Here is a 19,591-nt window from a genome sequence, read left to right on the forward strand (position 1 = left end):
CACCCGGGTGGGCGGTGGCCCTTGGCGCCGTCACGAACACGGCACGCGAACATTGGGCCGCGACCGCCGGCTCAGGGAAGCCTGCGGTCAGTTGCCGTTCATCGAGGCGCCCATGCCGTTGCCGGTGGTGAGGAACGTCGTGGCGGGCAGGGTGCCGGAAGCGGGGCGGGGGCCCTGGGCGGCCGCCGGGTCGGTCGAGCGGAACATCGACCTGGTCCAGGTGCCTTCGTCCCAGGTGTTGCGGCTGGTCTGCAGGGCGGTGTTGGCGCTGACCGCGGTGGGGTTGTCGATCGCCACGGAGCTGCGGAGGGTGGCGGGGGCGGTGGCGACGGCGAAGCCCGTGGCGCCGTTGCGGTAGGCGGTGTTGTTGGTGAACTGGAGGGCGGCGTTGTTGCCGCTGTCGGCGAAGCCGTGGTGGATGTTGTCCCAGGCGGCGTTGTGGCGCAGCTTGTGCGCGGCCGCGGCGGGTGGGCTGCCGCCGCCGAGGGTGAAGCCGTTGCCGTTGCTCTGCCAGTCGCGGACGCTCCATCGGTTGACGCCGTTGCCGTAGGCCCAGTTGTATTCGAGGGTCACGGGGCTGTGGAAGTCGCCGAGGTCGAAGCCGTCGTCGGCGTTGTCGAAGGCGCGGCAGCCGCGCACGACGTTGCCGTCGCCGGTGCCGAACTTGATGCCCAGGCCGATGCCGGTCTGACCCCGGTCGGCGGGGTTGCGGTTGCGGTAGAAGTCGCTGTCGAGGACCTGGTTGTCGACGGTGCCGTCGTCGCGCAGGGTGAGCCCCGACTCGACGTTGTCGTGCACCGACAGGCGCCGGAAGACATTGTGTTTGCAGGCGAGGCAGACGTACGCGTGACTGCGCGAACCCTTGATCTCCAGCCCCTGCACGGTCCAGTGGTCCGCCTGCTGGGTGACGGCCCACTTGTCGGCGGGGATGCGGGACGCGTCGATGACGGGCAGCTCGTCGCGGTAGTTGGTGAGCGTGATCCGCTGCTCGGCGGTGCCGCTGGTGGTGATGGTGACCGGATCCACCGGACGGTAGGTCCCGCCCCGCAGGGCGATGGTCTGCCCTGGTCGTACCACCGCCGCCGCCTTGGAGAGGGTCGCGAACGGTCGATCGACGGAGCCGTCGCCGGTGTCGGCGCCGGAGGGGGACACGACGATGGTGCCGGCGACGGCGCTCTGGACCGGCGGCGTGGTGGTCGACGTCACGGGTGCCGCGGGAGAGGCCGGCGCGAAGGGTGCCGCCGGCGCCGCCTGTCCCGGCGACGAGGGCGGATCCGGGGTCTCGTGGACCGCGAACGCGAAACCCCCACCCGCCACCACGGCGACGGTCGCGACCGCGGCGGTCTTGTGCTGGAACGCCTGCAGCAGCGACGTGGACGGGGCGAGCAGCGGCGACTTCAGCGCGACCCGGGCCGCCGCCGCGAGCGCCGCCGCGGGCAGGGCGACCAGGCCGATGCCGAGCAGCAGCCGCTCCGGCGCGATGAGCCCGCTGCGATGGCCGCCGCAGGCCGCGCAGTCGCGCACGTGCCGGGCCAGCCGCTTGCGCCACAGCGGCCGGGCGACGCCGTCCCAGCCGTGGGCGACCGTTTCGAGGCCGGCGCACCGCGGCGTTTCCCGCAGCGATCGTACGATCGTGCGAGCCACCTCGAGCTGCGCCTTCATGCGCTGGAGCCGGACGGCGGCGTGCGGCTGGCCGATGCCGAGCGCGGTCGCCAGCTCCGTGCGGGTCAGGTCGCCGGCGGCCTCGTGCCACCACAGGGCGAGCAGGTGCCGGTCGCCGTCGTCGAGCCAGCGGGTCGCCTCGACCAGCTCGCGGCGCTGGCCGGTGAGGACCAGCTCGGTGACGGTGCGCTCGGCGAAGTCCGCGGCCGGGTCCGGCACGTCGGGCAGCGCACTGCGCGGCGGCGCGCCACGGGCGGCCTTCCTCAGGTGGAGCTGGATCTCGCGGTACGCGATGGCGACGACCCACGAGCGGAAGCGCTCCGGCTCACGCAGCCCACGGATGCCGCGCACGACCCGCTCCATCGTCTCCTGCACGAGGTCGTCCACGTCGGCGTGGCCGTTCAGGGCGCGCCCGATCACGTTGTACAGCAGCGGCAGATGCGAGGCGGTCAGCTCGTGCAGCGCGTCCCGGTCGCCGGACTTCGCGGCCACGACGAGTGCGGCCGTGCGGCTGGTGAGATTGACAGTTGTCTCCGTCACCGCGGGTCTCCCGTGCCTCGTGTGAGCGCTCTCATCGGCGTGCCGCATGGTGCCACGCCGTCTGATACGTGTAAAGGGAGCACCCTCGTACACCCGCCGCCGCCTCGAACGGCGAGCGCAAGTTTCATCGGGGGAAACGGCGATGGGCCGGAGCTCGAGAGCTCCGGCCCACCGTGGTGGTGCTGTGCGGGTGTTACGCGACCGGGTAGTCCGCCAGGTAGATCGGCGAGCCGATCATGCTGGTGTCGGCCGGGTTGCCCACGCCGTTGACGACGTGGTCGATGACGCCGGCGCTCAGGTTGACCGTCATGATGTGGTGCAGCTTGACGCCGGGGGTGTTCGGGACCTCGAAGCCGTTCTCGGTGTGGATCGTCGGGTTGTTCTGGTTGAACACGTAGACGCCCGCGCCGTAGAGGTTGTGCTGCTTGACCTTGTTGTTGACCTTGTAACCGGCGTAGCCCTCGACGGTGCCGTTCATCCAGTCGGCCTGCGTCGGCGGGTCGTAGGGCAGCTCGTTCTGGTACAGGACCGTCGTGCCGCGCTCGCCGTTCCAGACGGTGTTGTACTTCTGGAAGTGCTCGACGAAGAGGCCGGTCGCGGTCACGTTGTCGCCGTTGATGACGGCGCCGTAGCGGCCGGTGTTGGTGACCCAGCGCTGGTTGTCGCCGTTGACGCCGCCGGTGAAGCCCTCGACGCCGTGGTCGCCGCGCCACACCCAGGTGTGGTCGATGAGCACGTTGTCGCTGTTGACCTCGAGCGCGGTGTCGGTCTTGCCGATGTGCGGGCCGCCGACGCGGAAGTACACGTCGGACAGCGTGGTCGGGTTCTTCGGGTCGCTGATGCGCAGCCAGTTGTGCTCGCGGCCGACGCGCAGCAGGACGTCGGACTCCTTGAGGCCGGCGTCGATGGTGACACCGGCGACGACGATGCCGGGGACGTCGGCGATCTCCAGCGGGGTCGCGCCGTTGACCGCGGTCAGGGTGGCGTGGCCGATGCCGAGGACCACCTGGTTGGGCCAGCGGACCTGGATGCTGTTGGCGATGTCGTACACGCCGGGGGTCAGCAGCAGGTGCTTGCCGGCGAGCAGGGCCAGGTTGATCTTCGCGACCGAGTCACCGGGCTTGGCGACGTAGAAGTCCGACAGCGGGATGTTGCGGCCCGCGGTCTGCGCGTTCGCCCAGGTGACGCCGCTGGTGTTCTTCGCGGCGGACGGCACGCGGACCTGGTACTTGCCCTTGCTGTCCACGAAGAGGTACGGCTTCTCGCGGCTGACCGGGGTCTGCGCGAGGGTGGTGTAGGGCGGGTTCGGGAACGCCGAGTCGTCCGGGGCGCCGACGACGCCCGAGAAGACCTGGTTCCATACGCCGTTGGACCAGTTGTCGACCTGGCTGTTGCGGGTCAGCCACTGCTGCTGCGAGCCGTTGACGATCGTCCCGGCCTTCGAGTCGGCGATGAAGCCGCCGCTGGCGTACTGCGGGCCGGCGGTGCAGTAGTCCATCAGCGACAGGTTGCCGCCGGTGACGTTGAGGCGCCGCAGCGAGACGGCCTGCGACACGGCCCAGAAGTTGGCCGAGCCGCGGCAGCCGTCCTGGCCCTTGCCGTTGACGTTGATCGACAGGTTGGACAGCGTGCGCCAGAAGTTGACCAGCGCGAGGCAGTTGCTGGTGCCGCCGTTCTCGAGGCAGCGGTTGTACACCTCGACCTTGCCGTTGATGACGACGTCGTTGGGGGACGCGCCCAGACCGGCGATCTCGGTGTAGTACCCGACCTTGAACTGCAGCGGCTGGTCGGCCGTGCCGTACGTGCCGGGCTTGAAGTAGTAGGCGTAGCGGGCGGTGCCCATCTCGTTGTCGACCTGCTTGGCGTAGGTCGCGTCGAGCTTCGCCTGGATCTCGCTGACCGGCGTGCTCGGGTCGAACACGGTGACGTTGGGGCCCAGGTCCTGCGAGCCGCCCTGCGACGGGTGAGCGCCGGCCGCCGTCCCCATCGTGGCGGTGGCGGTCGTCAGCGCAACGCCGAGCACGAATGCCCTGCCGATGTTGCGACGGCTGTACCACCGCCTCACGGAATGCTCGGACTGGATCGTCATAGGGGTGCGTCCTCTCGATCGTGCGGGCGGGTGAGGTACACGGTGATGGGGTGTAGGAGGAGCTCGCGGTCCTCGCCGGGCGCCGCGTGAGAGCGCTCTCTCCAGCGTGTTGTTTCTACCGTGTAAATCGGCCGTGCGCTACGTTCTCGCGCCCCCGATTTCGCCGAAACGGCGCTCCGGACCCGCGAAATACGGACGTTTCCGTGCGATCCATCCGGCGGTACTTCGGCGGCCGCGGCTGTGAAAGCGCTCCAACGCACCGGGTGAGGCGGAGGGTGATTCTTCAGTTCACCCTGGTAGGACGGGATCGGTCGGCGCTGATGGCCGTTACGTTCGCTGCATGTCTCCGGTCCTGGTCCGCCCTTATGTGCGCGTCATCGCGCACCACCAGATACCGCCACCCACGCACCTGAACAACACGCCCGTCGTGGCGCGGCCCGAGCCGCCGGAATACCACCCGCGGCATTCCTGGATGACCTTCGTGAATCCGGCATCACCGCCTGGGCCACGGTCGCGCCGCGGCGTGTCGCCGTCGCGGCGGAGCGCGTCGGCCCTGCGTCGCGGGGTGTCCCCGTCCCGGCGTGGGGCCGCGCTGTCGCGTCGCGAGGCCGCGCTGTCGCGTCGCGAGGCCGCGCTGTCGCGTCGCGGGGTGTCCCCGTCGCGGCGCCGGGTGCAGTTCCGGCGGGGGGCCCGGTCGCGGCACTATCCGGCATTCGCCTGGACGGTGCTGGTCCTGACGCTGTCCATGACGGGTGCCGCGCTGGTCGCCGGCGACCGGGCCGCCACGTCCGCGCCGTCCGGCGACCCGGTCGTCGCCGCTGAGGCGGGTCGCCTGCAGACCGCCCTGGTGCCGGCGCCGGGCGAGGCCGGTCTCGCGCCGGGCTCGGCGCCGGCCGCCGCCGCGTCCGTGGTGGTCTCCGGTCCGCTGGTCGGCCCTTCCGGTCTCTGCCTGGACGCCCGCGCCGGGGTGCAGCTGCGCCGCTGCACCGGCGGGGAGAGCCAGGCCTGGACCGCTCCGGCCGACGGCACCCTGCGCACCGCCGGCCGCTGCCTGCAGCCGGTCGCCGGCCGGCTCAGCCTGGTCCGCTGCACCGGCGCCGCCGCGCAGCAGTGGGACACGGCCGGCGGCACGCTGGTCGCCCGCGCGTCGAAGCAGTGCCTGACCGGCCGCGGCGACTGGCTGGTCCTGACCCGCTGCGGGGGCGGCACCAGCCAGCGCTGGCAGCTGCCCTAGGCCTCTCCCTCGGCGGGCGGCGCCCCTCAGGGCACGGTGTAGCCGTCCACCGGCGCGGGATCGCTCGCCGGTCGCTGCTCCCCGGGCGTCCACGAGTCCCAGGTCTGGTGGAGCGGTCGCTGCGGCGCGAGGAAGCGTGCGGTGCGCGGGTCGGCCAGCCCGGCGAACCCGCCGAGCGTCGCCACCATGCCGATCACGACGGCCGCGATCAGCAGCCCGCCGGTCCAGAAGGCGTCGGTCACGCCCTACCCACGGCCAGCAGCCCGCCGATGGTGCCGATCCACTCCGGCGGGCCGATCCACACGTCGAAGTCCCGGTTGCGCAGCAGCGACATGTGCGCGAGGTACAGCAGCAGCGCCACCACCGTGCCGGTGCCACAGAGCCAGACCAGCGCGCTGCGCCCCGCGTCCCTGCGCGCGAGGACCAGCACCGAGCCGGTCAGCAGCCCGGCCATCAGCAGGATCGCGGGCACCATGAAGACGAGCGCGTCGGCGGTGAGCGTCGTATAGAGATGCCGGACGACGTGCGCGTCACGGATCCCGACGTACGAGGCGTAGAGCAGGATCGACAGGCCGATGACGGCCAGCCCGACCAGGGTCGGTCCGACGACGACCGCGGTGCGCGGCGAACGTGGCATCCGCGCACGGTACAAGCAGCGAAGAAGATCGTCACGCCGTCGGACCTGGTTGCCCGGCGAAACGCTGCTGAGCTGGGAAGACGCGGACGGCAACGCGGTGGATCGGCCGGATCGCGGCGCCTGGGGCGAACGTCCTCACTAGCACGTCCAGGGCCGTCGCCACCTGTCAAAAGGCCTTATTACCCAATTTGCTCCGAAAAGTACAGGACCGCCATACATTGCTAGGAGATGGCGCGTCGGCACCGTAGCTGGCGCCTCGCAACGGGGGGTTGGACGCAATGATTCAAGTGAGCAAACCGCGCGACCGCCGGGCAGGGCCCAGACGCGGCCTGCTCGGCACGGCGGCGGTTTTGACAATGACCGCGGGCTCCCTGTTGGTCGCCCAGCAGCCCGCCTCGGCGGCGGTCCTGGGCAGTCTTACCGCGGTTTCCGCGGCGGGCGCGGAGTCGCTGACCGTGACCGTGACCCCGGACGTCCCCGCGGCGACCGACGTCACCCCGGCCCCGGCGTACATCGTCAGCGCCGACGGTCCGGACGCCGGCTCGACGGCCGACCAGACCTGCAACGTCGCCGCGGTCGCCGGTGGCTCGTGCGTGCTCACAGGCCTGGTCGCCGGCACGACGTACACCGTCACCGTCGACCCGCAGGGCGCCACGGCCGTCGCCGACGCGACCGCGACCGGTGTCACCGTGCCGGTGCTGAGCCCGCCCACCATCGGCACCCCGCTCGCCACCGGCGTGAGCGGCGAGGTCAACGTGGTGTGGACGGGTGTGGCGAACACGCTCGCCACCATCGCCAACTACACCGCGACGGCCTACCTCGGTGGCGCCCCGACGGGCAAGACCTGCACGAGCACGACCAACGCGCTCAGCAACAGCTGCAAGATCAGCGGCCTGACCAACGGCACGCAGTACACGTTCAAGGTCGTCGCCAACGGCGCGAACTCGATCCCCAACTCGGCCGCCAGCAGCGCCTCGGCCGCCGTGGCGCCCGCCGTGACGCCGGGTGCGCCGACCGCCGTGACCGCGCGTGCGACCGGCACCACGACCGCGACGGTGTCGTGGACCGCGCCGACCGCTGCCGACGGTCAGGCGTTCACCTACACGGTGGACGACAAGAACCCTGACGGCACCGCCGCCAGCGCCACGTGCACCCCGGTGGGTTCGACCACCACCGCCACGTGCACCGGCCTGACGCTCAACGCCGGCATCTACTTCACGGTCACGGCCACGAGCAGCGGCCTCACCTCGGACCCCGCGCAGTCATCGCTGATCATCCCGACCACGCCGCCGAACGCGGTGACCGGTGTGACCGGCGCTGTGGGCGACAAGCAGATCGAGGTCAGCTGGACCGCTCCGGTCGGTGGCCCGACGGTCGCCAGCTACAAGGTGACGGCGCTGCAGGGTGGCGTCGCGACCGAGCAGACCTGCACCTCGCCCAGCACCGCGACGAAGTGCACGGTCACCGGCCTGACGAACGGCACCGCGTACACCTTCTCCGTGGTGGCCATCGGTCTGGCCGGCTACGGCCCGGACTCGACCCCGGCCGTGTCCAGCGCCGTGACCCCGATCGAGGCGCCGAAGCCGACCGCCCCGGTCGTCACGCCGCCGGCCGACGAGGACGTCACCGCGACCTCGGCGACCATCTCCTGGACGCCCGCGGCCAACCCGACCACGCCGGTCCTGTACTTCGTCGCGACGGCAGTCGCGAAGACCCCGGCCGCCGCCGCTGCGGACGACGAGCTCAGCTGCACCACCACCGGTAACAGCTGCAAGATCACGGGGCTGAAGGCCAACACCGAGTACGACGTCACGGTCATGGCCCACGCCGCCAACTCGGTCAGCGTCGCCGCGACCACGTCCATCACCACCGACGCCGGCGCTCCCGGCACCGACGGTGCGATGAAGGGCCCGATCGTCAACAACCACGACGGTCTGGCGCAGATCTTCGCCCGTGGCGGCGACAACAACCTCTACACCAGCGTCCAGGCCGCCAACGGCACCTGGGGTGCCTGGACCAACCTGAGCGGCCTCATCTACAGCGAGCCGGTCGCGGTGAAGAACGCCAACGGCTGGCTCACGGTCTACGCCATCGGTGGCGACCACTCGATCTGGTACCGGCTGCAGAAGGCCGACGGATCGTTCAACTGGTGGACCCGCCTCGGCAGCGAGCGCTACGCCTCGAAGATCGAGACCGCGGTGAACGCCAACGGCACCGTCGCGGTGTTCGTCAAGGGCACGGACGGCAACCTGTACTCGAACTGGCAGACCGACGCCGCCGACCCGAGCCAGTGGAGCGGCTGGACCAACCTCAGCGGCCTGATCTACAGCGAACCCACCGCATTCACCCGGGCGGACGGGATCATGGAGGTCTTCGCCGTCGGCGGCGACGGCCAGGTCTGGCACCGCGTCCAGTCCGCGCCGAACTCCGGCACCTGGAACTGGTGGTCGCACGTCTCCTGAACCACCGTAACCACGAGTAGCGGCGAACGCCCCGGGGCCCTCCCCCGGGGCGTTCGTCTGTCCGCAACCCGGCATGATCGGACCATGCGCGTCACGACCCTCGGGGAGCTGGCCGTCGACGGCCGGCCCGTGAAGGGCGCGCGGCTGGCCGCGGTGGTGCGCTCCCTCGTCGACGCGCGCGGCAGGGCGGTCTCCGTCGGCGCGCTGGTCGACGCCGTCTGGGACGCGGACCCGCCGGACGACGCGCCCGGCGCGGTGCAGGCACTGGTGTCCCGCGCCCGGCGGCTGGGGCTGCCCGTGGCCGCGGCTCCCGGCGGATACCTGCTGCCCGCCGACGCGGTCGAGGTCGACGCCGTCGTCGCGAGGACACTGCTGGACCGCGGGCGCCGGGCGCTCGACGGCGGCGACCACGAGCAGGCGCGCGAAGCGGCCCGGCAGGCCCGGGCGCTCTTCCCCGAGGTGCCCGACGCCGCCACGAACCTGCTCGCGGACGTCGCCGCGCTCGCCGCGGAGGCCGCGCTCGGCGCCGGCCGGACCGCCGACGAGACCGACCTGCGCCGCCTGGTCGCGCACCGGCCGCCGCACGAGCCGTCGGCGGTCCTGCTGGTGCGGGTCCTCGCCGCGCAGGGCCGCGACGCCGAGGCCCTCGACGTGGTCGAGCGGCTGCGCGCCGCGCTCGCCGACGACTACGGCGCCGACCTGTCCGCGCCGGTCGCGGCCGTCCACGTCGCGCTGCTGCGAGGCGAGCTCACCCCGCGGCCCGAGCCGAGGACCACGCTGCCGGCGGGCTGGCGACGGGCGATGACCGCCCTGGTCGGCCGGGAGGGGGACGTGACGGCCGTCCGTGCCGCCCTCGGCGCCGCACCCCTCGTCACCGTCGTCGCCACGGGCGGGGCCGGCAAGACGCGGCTCGCCGCCGAGGTCGCCCGCCGGGCCGTGGCCGACGGGCGGGCCGTCCACGTCGTCGAGCTCGCCGGCCTGCGCACCTCCGCGGAGGTGGTCCCCGCGGTGCTGGCCGCGGTCGGTGCCGCGGACCCCGGTGCGGCCCGGGCGGAGTGGCGGGGGCTCGGCGCCGACGAGCGGCTCCGGCTGGCCGTGCCGGACCTGCACGGGCTCGTCGTGCTCGACAACTGCGAACACGTCCTGGAGGGCGCGGCCGACGCGGTCGCGGAGCTGTTCGCGGCGCCGGACCTCGCCGTGCTCGCCACCAGCCGGGCGCCGCTGAGCCTGCCCGGCGAGGTCGTGCACCGGCTCGGGACGCTGCCCGACGCCGCCGCGCTCGGCCTCCTCGACGCCCGGATCCGGGCCGGCGGGGCGACCCCGGGCGACCCGGCGCGCGCCCTGGAGCTGTGCCACCGGCTCGACAACCTGCCGCTCGCGCTGGAGCTCGCCGCGGCCCGGCTGCGGCACATGCCGATCGACGACGTCCTGGCCGGCCTCGCCGACCGGTTCGGGCTGCTCGACGACGCGCTGCGCGGCCTGCCGGACCGGCACGCGAGCCTGTGGGCGATGGTCGACTGGAGCCGCGAGCTGCTCGGCGACCCCGACCGGGAGCTGCTGGAGCGGCTGGCGGTGATCCCGGCGCCGTTCACCGCCGCGCTCGCCGGGGCCGTCGCCGGCGGCCGGGACGTCCGCCGCGGGCTGGCGACGCTGGTCGAGCAGTCGCTGCTGTCCCTGGCCGCCGGTGAGGACGGCGCACCGCGGTACCGCATGCTGGAGACGGTCCGCGAATACGGCGAGGTCCGGCTCGACGGCGCGGGCACCCGCGACGCGGCGATGGCCGGCCTGGTGCGCTGGGCGGCGGAGCTGTCCGCGCGGCTCGGCGCGGACTTCCGCGGCCCGGGCCAGCTGCCCGCCTTCCGCCAGGCCGCCGCCGAACAGGACAACCTGGTCGCGGCCCTGCGGTGGGCGCTGCAGCGCGAGGACGACGGCGCGACCGTCGACGTCATGACGGCGCTCGCGCACCTGTGGACGGTCCGCGGCCTGCACCAGGAGGTCGTCGTCTGGGCGCTGCGGGTGTTCCGGGCCGCGGACCCGGCGGCCCGGCGGCGCTCGGCGCTGCGGCGCGCGGGCCCGGCCGTCGACGCCGAACGCGCCACCTGGCTGTGCCTGTTCACCGGGCTCAACGCGTTCGTCGACGACTCGTCCCGCATTTTCGCGCTGGTACTGCACACGCTGCGATCCCTCACGGCCCGGCGTGCCGAGGTGTCCGCACGGGCGTGGACGCTCGCTTCGGCGCTGCGGGCGCTCGGCTCACCGGACCTCGCCGCTGCCGTGGACGCCGCGGGAAGGCTGGTCGCCGACTCCGACCCGTACGTGCAGGGCTTCGGGCTCTTCTTCCGGGCCATCATCAACGAGAACCGCGGCGCGCTCGCCGAGTCCGTCGCCGACGCGACGCGCGCCTACCGGCGGTTCGAGGAGGTCGGCGACCACTGGGGGATGGGGGCGGCCGCGCAGAGCATCGGCACCCGCGGCGGCCCCGGCGCGCACGAGTGGCTGCGGCACAGCGAGCGGCACATGGACCTGCTCGGCGCCGAGCTCGACCTGGGCGCGATCCGGGTGATGCTGGACGCGCGGGCGGCGTTCGAGGGCGACGACACCGCGGTCGGCCGGCTCCGGGCGGTGACCCGCTCGCCGGACGCGCAGGACGCGGACATCGGCCTGGCGCACCTCGTGCTCGGCCAGCTCGCGCTGTCCCGCGGCGACCAGGACGTGGCGGCGGCGCACGCGGCGCGGGTCCTGGCCGTCGTCGAAGGAACCACCGTCGGGGTGGCGCAGGCGCGGGTGCTGTACCGCAGCGCCGTCGCCGTCATGTTCCTGCGGATCGGGGCCGTGGACCGGGCCGCCCAGCTGCTGCTGCAGGCGCGCGACGAGGCGCTGACCGCCTACGACATCCCGGTCATCGGTGCCTGGGCCCTGGCCGGCGGAGCGCTCGCCGCGCACCGTGGCGACCCGGCGGCCGGCGAGCTGTGGACGATCGGGCTGCGCATCGGCGGCAACGCCGAGCACCTGTTCCCCGACGGCAGCGGGGCCCTCGCGCCGGTCGCGGACAGCTGGAAATGGCACGAGCGGCCGGTGACCGAAGCCACCGACCGCGTTCGCGCGCTCATGTCAGACCTTCTTGCGGTAGGCGGCGAGCGCTAGTGGCATGAACACCACCACGAAGCCGGCACACCAGGCGAGGGTCCACCACACGTGGTTGCCGACGGGCGTGCCGAGGAACAGCCCGCGCATCGACTCGACCAGGTGCGTCAGCGGGTTGACCTTCACGAACCCCTGCATCCAGCCCGGCAGCGTCATCGTGCCGACGAACACGTTGGAGGCGAACGTCAGCGGCATCATCACCAGGAAGCCGATGCCCTGCACCGCGCCGGACGTGCGCACGAGCATGCCGACGAAGACCAGCGCCCAGCTCAGGCACAGCCCGAACAGCACCGCGAGCAGCGCGCCGGCCACCGCGTGCAGCGGGTTCGCGTGGATGCGGAAGCCCATCAGGTACGCGAAGCCGAACGTCGAGATGGTGACGATGACGTACCGGACGACATCGCCGAGCACCGCGCCGATGAGCGGTGCCGAGCGGGCGATCGGCAGCGACCGGAACCGGTCGAAGATGCCCTTCTCCAGGTCGCTGTTGAGGTTGACGCCGATCGAGATGGCCCCCATCGCGACCGTCTGGGCGAGGATGCCCGGCATCAGGAACTGCAGGTACTGGTGCGTGCCGCCGGCGACCGCGCCACCGAAGATGTAGACGAAGATGAGCAGGAACAGCGCCGGCTGCACCGTGACGTCGATCAACGCCTCCGGGGTCCGCCACGTCTTGATCAGGCTGCGTTTCGTGAGCTCCAGCGAGTGGCGTACGAGCCGCAGCGGCTTGAACTGGCTCTTGAGCTGTGGCTGGACGGCGATGGTGGTCACACCGTCACCTCCTGTTCTTTGCGGCCCGTCAGGGTGAAGAAGACCTCGTCGAGGCTCGGCAGGTGCATGGAGAGCTCGGTGACGGCGATCCCCGCCGTGGCGAGCCGGGCGACGGCCTCGGTGAGCGCCTCGTCGCCGCTGACCGGCACCGACAGGACGCCCTTGCGGGTCTCCTCGGCGGCCTTCTGGTTCGTCGCGACGGAGGCGAGGATCAGCCCGGTCTTCTCCAGGTCGGCCGGGTCGGCCGGGCGGACCTCGAGGGTCTGCCCGCCGACGATCCGCTTGAGCCGGTCCGGGGTGTCGTTCGCGATGACCCGGCCGTGGTCGATGACGGTGATCTCGTCGGCGAGCGCCTCGGCCTCCTCCAGGTACTGCGTGGTCAGCAGCACCGTCGAGCCGTCCCGCACGAGGGTCCGCACGACGCCCCACATGTCATCGCGCTTCGACGGGTCCAGCCCGGTCGTCGGCTCGTCCAGGAAGATCACGTCCGGCCGCCCCACCAGGCTCGCGGCCAGGTCGAGCCGCCGGCGCATGCCACCGGAGTAGGTCTTCGCGGGCCGGTCCGCGGCCTCGGTCAGGTCGAACCAGTCGAGCAGCTCCCTGGCGCGCTCCTTCGCGTCCCGCTTGCGCAGGTCGAGCAGCGTGCCGAAGAGCACCAGGTTCTGCCGGCCGGTCAGGTCCTCGTCGACACTGGCGTACTGACCGGTCAGCCCGATCCGGGACCGGACCTTCTCGGCGTCGCGGACCACGTCGAAGCCCGCGATACGGGCCTGCCCGGCGTCCGGCCGCAGCAGCGTCGACAGGATGCGCACGGCGGTCGTCTTGCCGGCGCCGTTGGGGCCGAGCACGCCGTGCACGGTGCCCCTGGGGACCTTGAGGTCGACGCCCTGCAGCGCCCTCGTCTCCCCGAATCGTTTGACGAGGCCCTCGGCCTCGACCATCAGATCTGTCATGCGACCACCGTGCGCGCCCCCGCTGACACGGCACCGACACGGCGCCGACACGGCGCCGCTCACTACGCTTGCCCGCATGTATGTGCCCGCGCATTTCGCCGCCCCGTCCGACGCCGCCGTCCACGAGCTGCTGTCCAACGCCGGCGCGAGCGATCTGGTCACATGGGACGGCCAGGGCATGGTGGCCACCACGCTGCCGCTGCTGTTCTCCGCGCCCGGCTCCCTGCTCGGGCACGTGGCGCGCAACAACACCCAGTGGCGGCACACCGCCGGCGAGGCGCTCGTCATCGTCCGCGGCCCCGACGCGTACGTGTCGCCGTCGTCCTACGCCACGAAACGCGAACACGGCCGGGTCGTGCCGACCTGGAACTACATCACCGCCCACGTCTACGGCACGCTCGTCGCCCACGACGACCCCGCGTGGACCGAGGACCTCGTGCGCCGCCTCACCGACCGCCACGAGTCGGCCCGCCCGGCCCCATGGTCCGTCGACGACGCGCCCCGCCCCTTCATCGAGGGCCAGCTCCGCGCCATCGTCGGCATCGAGCTCGCGATCACCCGCATCGAGGCGAAGTGGAAACTCAGCCAGAACCGCAGCGCCGAAGACATCTCCGGCGTCAGCGCCTCCCTGCGCACCGGCACCGCCGCCGAACGCGCCGTCGCCGCCGCGATGGACCCCTTCCTGACGGTCCCCCCGGAACACCCGTGACGCCGAGCTGACCTCGGTCGAGGCCGGGCCAAGCGGCAGAGTCCGGATCGGACGAGTGCACATGCTCTTTTGCGCGGCACGCACGCGGAACCGAGTCCGCCGCGCGAGATCGAATGCAGGACCGGCTCTGGACCGGATACCGCCCGCGACCCCGACCGGATACAGCCCACGACGATCCGTCGGCCGCGACCGGATGCCACCGCGACCGAGTGCCGACCCCGGTCGAACGCTGGCCCCCACTTGATGATCCGGAAGAGTTTGTGCTGCTCTGGAGCCTGTTGCGAAATGGCCGTCTCACGTTCCGTGCTGAGAAAAACACGGCTGTGCGAGCCGGTCGCGGCCGATCGGTAGCCGTCGAGGGTCGCGACGACCGTCGACGAGACAGTTTTCCGCCAAAACGCAACAGGCTCTCTGGCGACATAAAGTCTTCACAGATCATGAGAAAGTGGCCAGTGTCGACGGCGCGAATGCGCGGAGCCGAGCCGCATGCAGGCTAAGAGGCGGGCAGGTGGCAGACGGCCTCGATGTTGTTGCCGTCCGGGTCGCGGAGGAAGGCGCCGAAATAGTCGGGGTGGTATTCAGGGAAGACGCGCGGGGCGTGCAGCACCTCGGCGCCGAGTGCGACGCCCGCATCGTGGAACGCGACCACCGTCGCACGGTCCGGGGCGGAGAACGCGACATGCACCTCGCGCTGGACGACGTCGGCGGTCATCGGGCCGAGCCAGAAGTCGGGCTTGGCGGCGCCGTAGCCGCAGACGCCGGGGAACTCCATCATGCGCTTCGCGCCGAGCGGAGCGAGGACGGCGTCATAGAAGGCCTTGCTGGCGGTCAGGTCGGCGACCTGGATCCCAAGATGGTCGAGCATGCCTCCATTTTATGAACCCGACCGACATTTTCCGCCGGGGCTCAGCCGATGCGCTCGACCACGTTGCCGTCGCTGTCGCGGATGAGGGACTGGCGGACGTCCACGATCAGGCCGGGGGCCTCCGGCACGGGGGACACGCCGGACAGGGGGACCAGGACGCCGGTCAGGTGGTCCAGCGCCTCGTCGGTGAGGACGATGCGAAGGATGTGGGAGTCGTTGCCGGCGCCGAGGCCGTAACTGCCCGACGAGAACTCGACGCTGCTGTCGGGTCCGTCGACGACGAAGGTGCGGCCGAAGCGGAGACGGCCGCGCAGGATCGCGGCGATGCGCTCGACCGCGTGGGCGCCGACGATCAGGCGATACCCGTCGCCGTCAGGAAGCCAGGCGAACTCGGCGACCGCCAGGCTGCCGGTCGAGGAGCCGTCGCGGCGGCGGCCGGCGGCGACCTTGTCGGCGAAGTCGCGGATCCCGGTGAACGACTTGCGGCGCAGGTCGGTGACGAACAGCGGCGCGTATGCCGCGGCGAGCTTGAGCACCGCTTCCACGCTCCACGTCTGGGTCGCCGCGTGCTCGTCCAGCGTCAGGCCGAACACCTGCAGGAACCGCACCCTGCCGAAGGGCGTGTCGATGGTGCCGAGCTCAGGGTCCTCGACGAACGCGACGGCGCGGATCAGCGTCTGGTACCCCAGCGCGATCGGCCCGTTGAGGTCCACCTGAAGGTTGGCCGCGAAACCGTTGCCGCTGCTGAAGTTGTACCTGGCAAGGTTCTGCAGGAAGTTGGCGGCCCAGACGGGCGGCTCGGTCTCACCCGGTGAACGCCGCACCCGGAACGTGAACTCGTAACCCCAGCCGGACCACTCCGCGTCAGGATTGGGCGCCGAATAGAGCTCGCTCATGCCGTAGCTGACGATGTGCCAGTGCGGGACAGGCGTCTCACGGGCGTAGAAGCTGATCCCGTCGAGCGGATCCGCGCCGCCGAGTGACCATTTCCGCAGCGTGGCGTAGTGCTTGGGCTCGACGCCGGGGTAGAGGCGTTCGAGCGCGGCGTCGATGGCGTCCCAGCCAGGTGCGTCGGAGGTCACCAGCCGACCTAACCACAGTTCGGAAATCCTTCAACCCTTGCTGGGACTAGGGTTGGGGCATGGGTCGTACCATCGCGACGAACACAGACGTGGATCGCTCCGCACTGATCGAGTTCCTTTCCAGCAGGCACCGGGCGCTGGTCATCACCACCCGGGCCGACGGCCGGCCGCAGGCCTCACCGGTCACCAGCGGTGTCGACGCCGAGGGGCGGATCGTCATCTCGACGTATCCGGAGCGCGCGAAGATCCGCAACGCCCGCCGCGACAGCCGGGTCTCGGTCGTCGTGCTCTCCGACGAGTGGAACGGGCCCTGGGTCCAGGTCGACGGGGTTGCCGAGGTGCTGGATCTGCCCGAGGCGTTGGAGCCGCTGGTGGAGTACTTCCGCTGCATCTCCGGCGAGCACTCCGACTGGGACGAATACCGTGAAGCGATGCGCCAGCAGGGCAAGTCCCTGCTGCGCGTCACCATCGAGTCGTGGGGCCCGATCGCAACGGGCGGCTTCCCCGCGCGGCTGGCCTAGTCAGACGGCGTGCGTGTCGACGGCGGTGAGGCCGTCGGCGAGGACGGTGAGCGCCTCTTCGGGGCGGCGCATCGCGGTCAGCAGGTCGGCCAGGTCGAGCGAGAGCTGGGCAAGCTCCCGCCGCGGCCCGGTCCTGCGATGGATGGCGATCGCTGCGCGCAGATGCCCCTCAGCCGCACCGAGATCGCCGGCGTCCTGACTCAGCAGCGCATGTACGCGATGCGCACGCCCCCGCCGGACCTCAACCGCCGTCGCCCCACCGCCACCGAGCCCGCCGGCAGCGTCGCCCGTCGAAAAGCCGGCGTGAGCGTCGCCCGTCGAAGAGCCGGCGGGGCCGCCAGCCCGGACGTCAAAGCCGGCCTGGACGTCGAAACCGGCCTGGACGTCAAAGTCGGCCTGGACGTCAAAACCGGCGGGACCGCCGGCCCGGATGTCGGAGTCGGCGGGAGCGTCGGACCGGCCGTCGATCAGCTGGAGCAGGGCGCGCGCCGTCGACGGGTCGCCCAGCGCACGGTGTACCTCCGCCAGGTCCACCAACGCGTCCAGCGCGGCGGGCCCCGCTGACCGCCCCCGCGCCGCCGTCAGATCCGTCAACGCCCCCGCGAGGTCACCGCCCGAAAGCCGCGCCCGCGCCCGGATCCGGTACGCCCCCGCGATCTCGTCCGCCAGCCACGCCTCCAGCCGAGCCGAGGAAGCCGCCGCCAGCGCCGCCCGCGCCTCCGGCAGATGGCTCGACGCGGCCAGTACGCGAGCCGTCGCCACCTGCGCGGCGACCACCCCGCCGGCAGCCCCGGCCAGCGCCAGCGCCGTCTCCGCGGCCGGCGTCGCGTCCTCGCCCAGGTCGTGCTGACACAGCGCCAGCAGCGCGTGGACCGCCAGCATCGCAGCGGGATCCGGCAGCCCGGCCCGCTGCAGCTCGTCGCGGAACCCGGTCAGCAGATACGCCGCATACCCCGGGTCCCCCTGCAGCCGGGCGCACAGGGCGAGCCCGGCGACGGCCGGCGCCCGCAGGTGGGCAAGCGTCGACGGAATGAGCCGGCGGGCACGGTCGAAGCAGACAACGGCGTCGTCGGGCGCGCCGGCCGCCAGCCGCAGGCGGCCCAGCACGACCTCCGCCGTCGCGCGCCGGACGCTGTGCTCGGCGGGGTCGGCGGCGCGTTGCTCGAACCAGAGCGGGGGCCGCACCTCCTCCAGCAGGTCGATCTCGATGGACAGGGCGTCGCCGGGATGGCGGCCGGTGGTGAGCTGCGTGACGTCGACGGACAGTCGGGCGGCGAAGTGGGCGAGGGCGTCGCTGGAGGGGACGCGGTGACCGTTTTCGACGGACGAGACATAGGCGGCGGTGTAGTTGGGCTCGGCGAGGTCGCGCTGCGTCAGCCCTTTGCCGGTGCGCAGGGCCAGGATCCTGCCCCCGACGTCAGCAGCCGTCATGGGGAGCCCGCCTCGGGCAGCCGCGCGGCGGCGAGAAGGCCTCGCCGGAAGCTCTCCGCCGCGCCCTCGACGTTACCCCCGGCCCGCCGCTGCTCGCCCAACAAGCGGCTCGTCGTCACGAGTTCGGCAACGAGCCCTGACTCCGCGTAACGATCGGCTGCCCTGCTGAGCAGCTGATCGGCGTCTGATGAACCGGGAGTCCGGGCCCCGGCGATCCTGCCGAGGATGCGGTCCGCCTCAGCCATGCATTCCTGATGGCGGGTGCGGTGACAGATGCCGGCGGCCTCCGTCGCGAGCCGCTCCGCCTCGTCCAGCTCGCCGTCGAGCCGCAGGGCCTCGGCGAGTTCGAGGGTCGCCCCGGCGAGGTCCTGCACCGCGCCGACCTCGAGCAGGATCGTCCGGGCCTGCTCGAAGCGGTCGGCGGCCTCGCGGACCCGCCCGACGCGCCGTAGCACGTACCCGTGCGCCCACTGGCAGATGCCGATCTCCCGGGTGAGCCCGAGCGAGGTGTAGATGGCGAGGGCCTCGCCGAGGAGCCGCTCGGTGTCGGCGAGATCGTGGTCGCGCCGCAGCTGGGCGACGGTGACGCTGAACTGTGCGAGCCACTCGCGGTTGCGCACCCGGGGCAGGAGCGGCAGGGCCTCCCGTTCGAGACGGCGGGCGCGCTCCCGCCAGTCGAGCTCCAGGAACGTGTACACCAGCGCGCTCGTCAACCGGACCAGCGCGTCGGGATCGGGGTCCGGCGCGGCGCGGACGGCGCGCAACTCGGTCTCCAGCAGCGCGATGGCGTCGCCGGTGGCGCCGGCGATCTGCAGGCAGTAGGCCTCCCGCGCGACCACGGCGGCCCGCAGGGTGACCTCGTCGTCCCCGAGCAGGGTTTTCGCCGTCCTGTACTGCTCGATCGCCGCACCCACGTCGCCGGTGTGCAGGGCGACGTCCCCGGCCAGGTGGACGGCCCGGCACTGCAGCTCGGGCAGCGCGTACCGCCGGGCCCGCAGCGCCACGGAGGACGCCTTCTCCGCCGCCTCGGCCGTCCGGCCGCGGGACAGCTCGCGGCGCGCCTCGGCGAGCACGTCGGACAGTGTGCCGGCGGCGTCCGCGGGCCGGCCGTGCCGCAGGTCGCCGGGGTCGACGCCGAGCGCGCCCGCGATGTGGGCGAGCGTCTCATCCGCCGGGACGCGGACGCCCGCCTCGATCGCGGCCAGGAAGGCGCGGGTGTACCGCGGCTCCGCCAGGTCCCGCTGCGTCAGCCCGCGGTCGAGGCGCAGCCGCTTGATCCGCGCGCCGAGCGGCTCGTCGTCCGTCACCGCGTCACCTTCCCACATCAACACGACGACCCCGCCGCAGGGCGGAACGTGGGCGCCGAACACCGTCTACGCGACCGGCGCGACCGTCACCTACGGCGGCCGGTCCTACCGCTGCCTGCAAGGACACACCTCGCAGGTCGGCTGGGAGCCGCCGAACGTCCCGGCGCTGTGGTCATGACAACGG

The 19,591-nt window shown here is 72.3% G+C and carries 16 protein-coding genes; 6 read left to right on the top strand and 10 right to left on the bottom strand.

Annotated elements, in window-relative coordinates; genetic code table 11:
* Nucleotides 1-87: 87 nt before the first annotated feature.
* Both ABZS58_RS09400 and ABZS58_RS09405 read right to left on the bottom strand, forming a co-directional pair.
* Complete coding sequence (locus ABZS58_RS09400; RefSeq protein WP_354779374.1) at nt 88-2,202, bottom strand: sigma-70 family RNA polymerase sigma factor; 2,115 nt, start codon at nt 2,200-2,202, stop codon at nt 88-90.
* Between the two features lie 193 nt (nt 2,203-2,395).
* Entirely contained in the window at nt 2,396-4,267 is a 1,872-nt protein-coding gene (locus tag ABZS58_RS09405) for an adenylyl cyclase (protein WP_354779703.1), read from the bottom strand.
* A 364-nt stretch (nt 4,268-4,631) separates the two neighbouring features.
* On the opposite strand from ABZS58_RS09405, the gene ABZS58_RS09410 reads away from it, so the two are divergent.
* Nucleotides 4,632-5,525: a ricin-type beta-trefoil lectin domain protein gene (locus ABZS58_RS09410; protein ID WP_354779376.1), complete on the top strand. Its 894-nt coding sequence runs from the start codon at nt 4,632-4,634 to the stop codon at nt 5,523-5,525.
* Nucleotides 5,526-5,551: 26 nt separating this feature from the next.
* On the opposite strand, the gene ABZS58_RS09415 is transcribed toward ABZS58_RS09410, so the two are convergent.
* Together ABZS58_RS09415 and ABZS58_RS09420 are read right to left on the bottom strand one after the other, a co-directional pair.
* Nucleotides 5,552-5,767 (bottom strand): hypothetical protein, encoded by a 216-nt coding sequence (locus ABZS58_RS09415; RefSeq protein WP_354779378.1) that lies wholly within the window; start codon nt 5,765-5,767, stop codon nt 5,552-5,554.
* Nucleotides 5,764-6,162, bottom strand: a complete 399-nt coding sequence (locus tag ABZS58_RS09420) for a hypothetical protein (RefSeq protein WP_354779380.1) — start codon at nt 6,160-6,162, stop codon at nt 5,764-5,766. The genes ABZS58_RS09415 and ABZS58_RS09420 overlap by 4 nt, the downstream gene beginning before the upstream one ends.
* Nucleotides 6,163-6,518: 356 nt before the next feature.
* Between ABZS58_RS09420 and ABZS58_RS09425 the strand changes: the two genes are divergently transcribed.
* Together ABZS58_RS09425 and ABZS58_RS09430 are read left to right on the top strand one after the other, a co-directional pair.
* Nucleotides 6,519-8,624, top strand: a complete 2,106-nt coding sequence (locus ABZS58_RS09425; protein ID WP_354779382.1) for a fibronectin type III domain-containing protein — start codon at nt 6,519-6,521, stop codon at nt 8,622-8,624.
* Nucleotides 8,625-8,708: 84 nt separating this feature from the next.
* A complete protein-coding gene (locus ABZS58_RS09430; RefSeq protein WP_354779384.1) occupies nt 8,709-11,768 on the top strand; it encodes a BTAD domain-containing putative transcriptional regulator in 3,060 nt (1,019 codons plus the stop codon).
* Here the strand turns inward: ABZS58_RS09430 and ABZS58_RS09435 are convergent.
* Both ABZS58_RS09435 and ABZS58_RS09440 read right to left on the bottom strand, forming a co-directional pair.
* Nucleotides 11,736-12,539, bottom strand: a complete 804-nt coding sequence (locus tag ABZS58_RS09435; protein ID WP_354779386.1) for an ABC transporter permease — start codon at nt 12,537-12,539, stop codon at nt 11,736-11,738. The two genes, ABZS58_RS09430 and ABZS58_RS09435, sit on opposite strands and share 33 nt — an antisense overlap.
* Nucleotides 12,536-13,492 (bottom strand): ATP-binding cassette domain-containing protein, encoded by a 957-nt coding sequence (locus ABZS58_RS09440; protein WP_354779388.1) that lies wholly within the window; start codon nt 13,490-13,492, stop codon nt 12,536-12,538. Before ABZS58_RS09440 ends, ABZS58_RS09435 begins: the two co-directional genes overlap by 4 nt.
* Nucleotides 13,493-13,568: 76 nt before the next feature.
* On the opposite strand from ABZS58_RS09440, the gene ABZS58_RS09445 reads away from it, so the two are divergent.
* Entirely contained in the window at nt 13,569-14,201 is a 633-nt protein-coding gene (locus ABZS58_RS09445; protein WP_354779390.1) for an FMN-binding negative transcriptional regulator, read from the top strand.
* A 493-nt stretch (nt 14,202-14,694) separates the two neighbouring features.
* Here ABZS58_RS09445 and ABZS58_RS09450 read toward each other — a convergent pair whose 3' ends face one another.
* On the bottom strand, nt 14,695-15,066 hold the full coding sequence (locus tag ABZS58_RS09450; protein WP_354779392.1) for a VOC family protein: 372 nt from the start codon (nt 15,064-15,066) through the stop codon (nt 14,695-14,697).
* A 41-nt stretch (nt 15,067-15,107) separates the two neighbouring features.
* The gene (locus tag ABZS58_RS09455; RefSeq protein ID WP_354779394.1) at nt 15,108-16,148 is read right to left on the bottom strand and encodes a suppressor of fused domain protein; all 1,041 of its coding nucleotides are present in this window, start codon (nt 16,146-16,148) and stop codon (nt 15,108-15,110) included.
* A gap of 59 nt (nt 16,149-16,207) precedes the next feature.
* On the opposite strand from ABZS58_RS09455, the gene ABZS58_RS09460 reads away from it, so the two are divergent.
* Nucleotides 16,208-16,669: a PPOX class F420-dependent oxidoreductase gene (locus ABZS58_RS09460; protein ID WP_354779396.1), complete on the top strand. Its 462-nt coding sequence runs from the start codon at nt 16,208-16,210 to the stop codon at nt 16,667-16,669.
* Here ABZS58_RS09460 and ABZS58_RS09465 read toward each other — a convergent pair whose 3' ends face one another.
* Together ABZS58_RS09465 and ABZS58_RS09470 are read right to left on the bottom strand one after the other, a co-directional pair.
* On the bottom strand, nt 16,670-18,100 hold the full coding sequence (locus ABZS58_RS09465; RefSeq protein ID WP_354779398.1) for a helix-turn-helix transcriptional regulator: 1,431 nt from the start codon (nt 18,098-18,100) through the stop codon (nt 16,670-16,672).
* Nucleotides 18,097-19,407, bottom strand: a complete 1,311-nt coding sequence (locus tag ABZS58_RS09470; protein ID WP_354779400.1) for a helix-turn-helix transcriptional regulator — start codon at nt 19,405-19,407, stop codon at nt 18,097-18,099. The genes ABZS58_RS09465 and ABZS58_RS09470 overlap by 4 nt, the downstream gene beginning before the upstream one ends.
* On the opposite strand from ABZS58_RS09470, the gene ABZS58_RS09475 reads away from it, so the two are divergent.
* On the top strand, nt 19,373-19,585 hold the full coding sequence (locus ABZS58_RS09475) for a carbohydrate-binding protein (protein ID WP_354779402.1): 213 nt from the start codon (nt 19,373-19,375) through the stop codon (nt 19,583-19,585). The genes ABZS58_RS09470 and ABZS58_RS09475 overlap by 35 nt on opposite strands.
* Nucleotides 19,586-19,591: the final 6 nt, after the last annotated feature.

It is taken from the genome of Dactylosporangium sp. NPDC005555 (genome assembly GCF_040605635.1).
Lineage (GTDB): Bacteria > Actinomycetota > Actinomycetes > Mycobacteriales > Micromonosporaceae > Dactylosporangium.

Bases quoted from the DNA above. Each gene is read 5' to 3' on its own strand.
- ABZS58_RS09430 (WP_354779384.1), top strand. From the start codon at position 8,709: ATGCGCGTCACGACCCTCGGGGAGCTGGCCGTCGACGGCCGGCCCGTG.
- ABZS58_RS09440 (WP_354779388.1), bottom strand. From the start codon at position 13,492: ATGACAGATCTGATGGTCGAGGCCGAGGGCCTCGTCAAACGATTCGGG.
- ABZS58_RS09450 (WP_354779392.1), bottom strand. From the start codon at position 15,066: ATGCTCGACCATCTTGGGATCCAGGTCGCCGACCTGACCGCCAGCAAG.
- ABZS58_RS09425 (WP_354779382.1), top strand. From the start codon at position 6,519: ATGACCGCGGGCTCCCTGTTGGTCGCCCAGCAGCCCGCCTCGGCGGCG.
- ABZS58_RS09420 (WP_354779380.1), bottom strand. From the start codon at position 6,162: ATGCCACGTTCGCCGCGCACCGCGGTCGTCGTCGGACCGACCCTGGTC.
- ABZS58_RS09460 (WP_354779396.1), top strand. From the start codon at position 16,208: ATGGGTCGTACCATCGCGACGAACACAGACGTGGATCGCTCCGCACTG.
- ABZS58_RS09410 (WP_354779376.1), top strand. From the start codon at position 4,632: ATGTCTCCGGTCCTGGTCCGCCCTTATGTGCGCGTCATCGCGCACCAC.
- ABZS58_RS09465 (WP_354779398.1), bottom strand. From the start codon at position 18,100: ATGACGGCTGCTGACGTCGGGGGCAGGATCCTGGCCCTGCGCACCGGC.
- ABZS58_RS09445 (WP_354779390.1), top strand. From the start codon at position 13,569: ATGTATGTGCCCGCGCATTTCGCCGCCCCGTCCGACGCCGCCGTCCAC.